General features: G+C 37.1%; 7 protein-coding genes. 1 reads left to right on the top strand and 6 read right to left on the bottom strand.

What is annotated here, in order from left to right:
* The 6 genes from QVB70_RS15335 to QVB70_RS15310 form a co-directional block, all read right to left on the bottom strand.
* On the bottom strand, window positions 1-637 hold a 637-nt coding region (locus tag QVB70_RS15335; RefSeq protein WP_287588044.1), incomplete at its 3' end, for a hypothetical protein.
* 182 nt (window positions 638-819) lie between these two features.
* A complete protein-coding gene (locus tag QVB70_RS15330; RefSeq protein WP_287588042.1) occupies window positions 820-1,518 on the bottom strand; it encodes an ATPase domain-containing protein in 699 nt (232 codons plus the stop codon).
* Between the two features lie 36 nt (window positions 1,519-1,554).
* Window positions 1,555-2,316, bottom strand: coding sequence for an ATPase domain-containing protein (locus QVB70_RS15325; protein WP_287588041.1), 762 nt, complete (start codon window positions 2,314-2,316; stop codon window positions 1,555-1,557).
* A gap of 328 nt (window positions 2,317-2,644) precedes the next feature.
* Window positions 2,645-3,979, bottom strand: coding sequence for a glycerol dehydrogenase (locus QVB70_RS15320; protein ID WP_287588039.1), 1,335 nt, complete (start codon window positions 3,977-3,979; stop codon window positions 2,645-2,647).
* 609 nt (window positions 3,980-4,588) lie between these two features.
* Window positions 4,589-5,146, bottom strand: a complete 558-nt coding sequence (locus tag QVB70_RS15315; protein ID WP_287588036.1) for a hypothetical protein — start codon at window positions 5,144-5,146, stop codon at window positions 4,589-4,591.
* Window positions 5,147-5,318: 172 nt separating this feature from the next.
* Window positions 5,319-5,858, bottom strand: a complete 540-nt coding sequence (locus QVB70_RS15310) for a hypothetical protein (protein ID WP_287588033.1) — start codon at window positions 5,856-5,858, stop codon at window positions 5,319-5,321.
* A gap of 247 nt (window positions 5,859-6,105) precedes the next feature.
* Between QVB70_RS15310 and QVB70_RS15305 the strand changes: the two genes are divergently transcribed.
* Window positions 6,106-6,362: helix-turn-helix domain-containing protein (locus tag QVB70_RS15305; protein WP_287588031.1), on the top strand; the 257-nt coding region annotated here is incomplete at its 3' end.

Raw genomic sequence — 6,362 nt, 5'->3', positions numbered from 1 at the left:
CTATTTGAACCTTAAAAATCTTACTAATGAGATTGGCTCTCGCATTTAGAACGTTCTCATCCCATAGCCTATTAACAAAGAGCTTAAACACATGTTCCATCGCATATGCTACATGTCCTCTTCCAATAGTCCTTCTTTGAGTGAGAAACATAATACTAACCAGTTCTTGACACAAAGCATCAAGCATTTCCTTAAGGTATTGGTCAGAAACCTCTATAAGTGCCTTTTTAGCTTCTCCACTTGTATAGAAACTTGTATTAGCTATATCTGCCATTTTTGCTCTCACGTAATTCACAATTGGTGACATAAATACAAGGCGGCGAGTGAGTGCTTCCTCATCGAATACATCTTCGTCTAATTCTAAACTGAGTTCATCATCAAAATCAATGTCAAAGCTGGGTTCCTCTGTTGATGCTTCATCATCCAGAGGTAACTCATCGCCTTCTTTCAATTCAGATTCATCAGGTATCTTTTCATCGGTGTGAAATTCTTCATTGTTATTTGAAATTCTATCCACCTCCACTGTTTCAGAAACATATTGGATATAAACACCAACATTTATCAAGTTTCCGCTCTGAAAACTAATTATATCTGGCTTGTAAACGAGTTTTTCAATTAAATCTTGTATATCATGCACGTATATATACTTAGAAAAATGAAGAGATGCTATGAGCACGATAGAGTTCGTATTTTCAATCTTAGACTATGGGCTCCCTCTGATGATTTTAGGGAAACCCCTTTCGAATCGTGATTCTATTCATCTTTTAAAGCATTTATTATTTCATAAAATAAAAATACACTTCTAAACGAACATATAATTCATTTTAAAGCAATACCTTGTCCTTCTGTTATACTGAAATCTGTATATTGCATAGAATGCTCTTTGTCTCTCATCTTTTTTATTAAAAGTCTGCGTTTTAGCCCTTCATCTGTTTTTATCAATCCCAATTCGATCACACCATCTACTAGAAATTGTTCCAATTGTGGATGGTCATTAGTTGTTTCTACCTCCGTGAAAATGACAGTTACTCCTTGATTTTTCAAGAATTCGCTCATCCTGATTAAAGCTGTCCTTTGTTTGATTGTTTGTCTTTCTACCCCTTCTTTACTCTTGCTTGAAACAGTGCGTGTTGGAATTAACAGTGATGTAATGCTATCGACAACAACTCTACTTGTACCACTTTTTTTTATCATTGGAGCGATTTTAAGTAACAGATAATCAACATCTGGTCTTGTTGTGTTGATTTCTTTGCTTTTTATACCGATTCGCGGATAAAAACCATCTATTAGTGTAAATAATCCTACATCTTCCAGATCCTGTAAATCCCATCCCATTTGTTCTGAGCGTCTTCGCAATGCATTTGGCTTTTCATCAAAAGTGACATATATTCCATGTCTCCCTGCATTGCATCCTTTAAGAATCCATTGAAGTGAAAAACAAGTCTTGCCAGATCCCTCTGGACCAGTTAAAAGTATACTGTAACCACTTGGAACTAATTCAGTTATATCCATCGCCATTAGTGATTCACTCCTCAATTTTCTCAATCAATCTTGTTAGACAATTCTCTCCTTTGTGTCAATTCTAACTTGATAATTATCAGAGACGACAATCGGATATTCCCTTGCACGTTGCTCTCTTAAAATCCGTGTTCCTAGTTTCGGAATTTGAATAAAATTGGCAACTCTCTCTCCAGATTGTTTTTGACGGAGACTGAAAACTACATCTGCAAAATGGGCAATTGTGTTTTCAATATGTTCTTCTTGAAGTCCTCTTGTCATAATCCAGAAGTGAATACCGTCTATCTTTGTAATCCGGTGGGTAAATTCCTTTATGAATATCGAATATAAGTCATCTATATCAACACCCCATTCAGGAATTTGGTGAAGGAACGTGCTCAAAGAATCAATTACTGATACTATTCGTCTACTTCCTACTACCTTTTCGTTAAAACAATCATCCATATATTCAGAAAGTAAAACTGATAATGGGTTCATTTCTAGTATGTCTGGAATGGGCTCCTCTTTGTACATATCAATAATTTTCCATCTGTCCTCAGGAAGATTTGAAATATCCATTCTGATTTCCTTAAATATGCTCTTAAGTTCTTCAGCAGTATAATCATATAATACATATTTAACTGCCGTATTTACTGATTGATCTCCTGAAAGGTGATACACAATACTCTGTACAAGTAGTCTATGAATATAACCAACATCTCCCACAACGAGCACTAAAGAACGATTAGGGATACCACCTTCGCCTATTACCACATCTAAAGTTCGAATTCCAGTAGATAATACCGTGTTTCCTTCCATTTTGTTGCCTCCTGAAAAATTAAAGTCATCATTGTATTGAATATGATGTAATAAGGTATGTTACTCATCGTTTTGGATCTTATTAAGTATATCTCAGTTTGTTCTTCTTAAAAATAATGAGCGATAGAGTCACGGCGCTAAATCTAAGGTGCTTTAAAAAGAGTACTTAGAGTTCTAAACGTATACAATAATAGTACACTCACAAAATTTGCTCTAAAACTTATCAAGAAATCACCAATGCTTTAGCACGAGGTAGCCCACTCTAAAACTTGGAAAAAGAAAGAAAAGAAAGAAAAGAAAGAAAAAAGGGTGAAATTGTAGGATCTGCTTAGTAGGATCCAGGTGTGGACATAGATTTCATGCCAGTATACTCTGGATGACTGATGTCCGGGAATGCTTCACCCATTGCATTGACAGCTTTCATAGCATCGCGTATTGCTGCCCATGGGTAGAAGTGCCCCTCAGCATCTGGCTCTGGGTATGCTCTGTTCATGGTTGATAAGAGCACGTCTTTTGCACAAGCATGGGCTGCTGCTTCTATGTCATTCTCGGTTATGCCTTTCAAACCAATATCTGCAAAGGTTGATGGTAGACCAACAGTCTTGCAGAATCTCATCACGCTGCGAATAAATTCGGTGTCTCTGTCTTCGAGTACCATTTCACACTGCGTACCGAAAGCTACAAGCTCACCATGCATCGGAGGTCTCTTGAGACCGGCATAATCGATGTCTTTCATTTTGGCTTCTAATGAAGTCATACCGTTGTGGATACCATGTGCTGCTGAAAGTCCTCCAGATTCGAATCCGAGACCGCTAAGCAGGATATTTGCTTCAACTACCTTTTCCATCGCTGGGGTTGTTGCATTTGCTTCAACCGCTATTCTAGCTTGTACACCATATCTCAATAATGTGTCGAAGCAGAGTCTGGCAATAGCTAGAGCGGTCATTGGCGGACTGCCGCCTGGCATGTTCACACCGTTTGTCCTGAAGGTCATATCTGCCTCAAACCAGGTGGCTAGAGCGTCACCCATACCGCTTACTAAAAAGCGCGCAGGAGCCGAAGCTATGATGTTTGTGTCTACTGCAACCATTGTTGGGTTGGTCGGATACACAAGGAAAGTCTGGTATACATGTTCCCAACTATACATAACCGTAAGTGCGCTGCAGGGCGCGTCGGTAGCCGCAATAGTAGGCACAACGATCTTTGGTACATCTGCACCAAATTTAGACAGTTTTCCTTGTAACGAGTATCGTTCTAGCTTGTCTGTGGGGAAACTCGACATTCGGTTTGCAGGAACTACACCGATGTCAATAGCAGTGCCAGTTGCCGCTGCTTTACCAGCATCAATTCCTTTACCGCCACCGATTGAGATGATGGCGTCACACTCTTTTGATACACATACTTCGGCAATTCGTGCGACTTCGTCATAGGTACATTCACGTTTAAATTCTGTTGACTCAGTTTCGATACCTTTTTCAGTACAGCCTGCATCAATAAGTGGCTTTGAAACGCTTAAACTCGTTGGTCCTCCCATAAGGAGCGGTCTTTTGATACCAAGTACTTCAAGTTGTCCAGCTAGCAAACCTAATGCTCCAGGTCCTTGTACATATCGGCTTGGAGCAATTAAGATTCGTAGAGGTCCAGCGTCTTGCAATCCAGTCATTTCATATTACCTCATTTATTTTTAGATATTTTTTTTGTAGAAATAGATACCTTTTAAGGTATATGAATCACAATATTACACATAGGTTATATATAAATATTAATAACTGAGTCTAATAAGCTCTGAAAGACCCGCTATTAAAACGCGCCGTTTGTAATGCGACTAAAGGTTAATTTCCTTTTGCTTATTCTCTATATGTTAAATTATATTTTGTATCAGCCTTTTCAAATGTGTGCTACGCTATGATATGTGCATCAATTGAAGTTGTGATGTATCTTAAGAGCCAGTGTTCTGAATAAATACTACAAATAAATTTAGTATTCTACTCTTTGTAGTCTCAAAAGTTAGTTATCCTCAATTCTAACCATAGAAAAATAGAATTAAAAACGATAATAATTATTATTCTCGATTAATTCATATTTAGAAACCTAAAATAATGCAATTGTTATTTTTTAAGAATATGTTCCGAAAATACAACTTAAGGCTAAACATAAGGCGAAAAAAACAAAAAATATTGAAAAAATTGAATAATAAAGAAATAAAATCAACCATAGGAGTTCAAAATGGATAGAGTCGCATGTATTTGGCATATCAAGTTTTAAAAACGAGTTATTGATAAACTGCCTCAAGAATATGATCTATCAACCTTGCCGCAATTTTCGGGCTGAATAACCTGTGAATTGAGGTAACAACCTCATCTATACGACGTTTTTTGTTGATGATAAGTTCCTGAAATGTTTTTCCATATTTTTCCAAAACATACTGCCAAACGATGTCATCCAATTCTTTATAAAACACTTTAAAGACGCTTAAATCACCTGTATATTCTTCAATATCGGTTCTATGAGCCTCCATGAATTTGTTTTTAATTTTACGAAGTATAAATTCAATTTTTTTGGAATCTTCTTCGCGATCTACGCAGACAGCGAAAATTATAGGATCTTGTGTGCTGGTATCTAAAGCGTAAACGAATTTCATATTCTTCATAATAAGGCTTTCAACGCTTTCCGCACCTATTTCCTCTGCAAAGCTAGATATCGCCGATAAAAAACCAGTAATTAGAGACTCATCTACTTCAATGCTTCCATAGTAACTATGGAGAAGGCTTTCTCCAGTTTTTTTCAGAATGTAGACATTATGAATCAACTGTGATGCGCTTCCTCTCACACCTCACTAGTACGATAATATGAACTCTATGTATTCTATTAACTCTATAATATATCTAATGGGTGCTGTTCTAGGTGGGACATCAGAGATCAACAAGAGAAACAAATACTTGAAAAACTAACCTTGTGAGTTTTTTAAACAGAAAACAGAATTAAGGGGTCTGTTATTGTTGCTATTGTACGATCTTCTCAAGAATTTGATCTATTAGTTTTTGCGCAATTTTCGGGGAGAAAAGATGATAGATCAATGAAATAACTTCGTCAATAGTTTGTTCTTTATTCGTAACAAGTTTATGAAAGGCTTTTAAGTATTTGTTTACGACGTATTCCCATACAATTACGTCTAGGTCATTGTAAAATGGAGCAAATGCCTTTATATCTCCAGTCCAATCTTCGAGGTCAGACTTATGTTTTCCAACAAAAATTTCTTTGATTTCGATTAGTATTTCCTTAATTTTCTGCTCGTCTTCTTCACGATCCACACTCACTGCAAATATTAGAGGATCGTCTGGCAAGCTTGTGTCCATTGCATAGACAAACTTCATATTCTTCATCACAAGGCTTTCAACGCTTTCCGCACCTATCTCCTCTGCAAAAGACGATATTGCAGATAAAAAACCAGTAATAAGGGTCTCATCTACTTCGATAGATCCATAATACCCATGAATCAGGCTTTCCCCTGTCTTTTTTAGTATATAGACGTTATGAATCATCTGTGAGTCGCTTCCTCAGACCCCTCAAATTTATACTTTATAGTATTTTACACATATAACTCTTTAGTTAATACTGTGTTCGGTCATATTTATAATTTCTCTGTGAGAACTTCCCCCAACGTGTTGGGGGGATAAATTGCGTGTTTTGCTTGTTTCACTTTCATCGTAGTGTCCCCTAACTTTAAATAGGTTTTTGGGATAGTAACCCTAGTGACATGAATCTCAGGGGAACATAGGGATAAGTGTGATGAAACGGACTTACCTATTTCGCTTGTATCCAACCATACAACAGACTACTACATTAATTCAATGGCTCACTACCTGTCGCATGTTATATAATAAGGGTTTGGCAGAGCGAAGAAATCAATGGGAAACTCATCAATACTCAGTTAACTATTGTGAGCAAGCCACTCAACTAACGGCTGCGAAACAGACTAACCATTTTTTGAAAGCGATTCACTCACAAGTACTTCAAGACGTGCTGAGAAGACTGGATAAGACCTT

This window comes from Candidatus Borrarchaeum sp. (genome assembly GCF_019058535.1).
In the GTDB taxonomy this organism is placed as follows: Archaea; Asgardarchaeota; Sifarchaeia; order Borrarchaeales; family Borrarchaeaceae; genus Borrarchaeum; species Borrarchaeum weybense.
The sequence above is the reverse complement of the archived record's forward strand: the minus strand, read 5'-3'. Positions and strand labels throughout refer to the sequence as shown.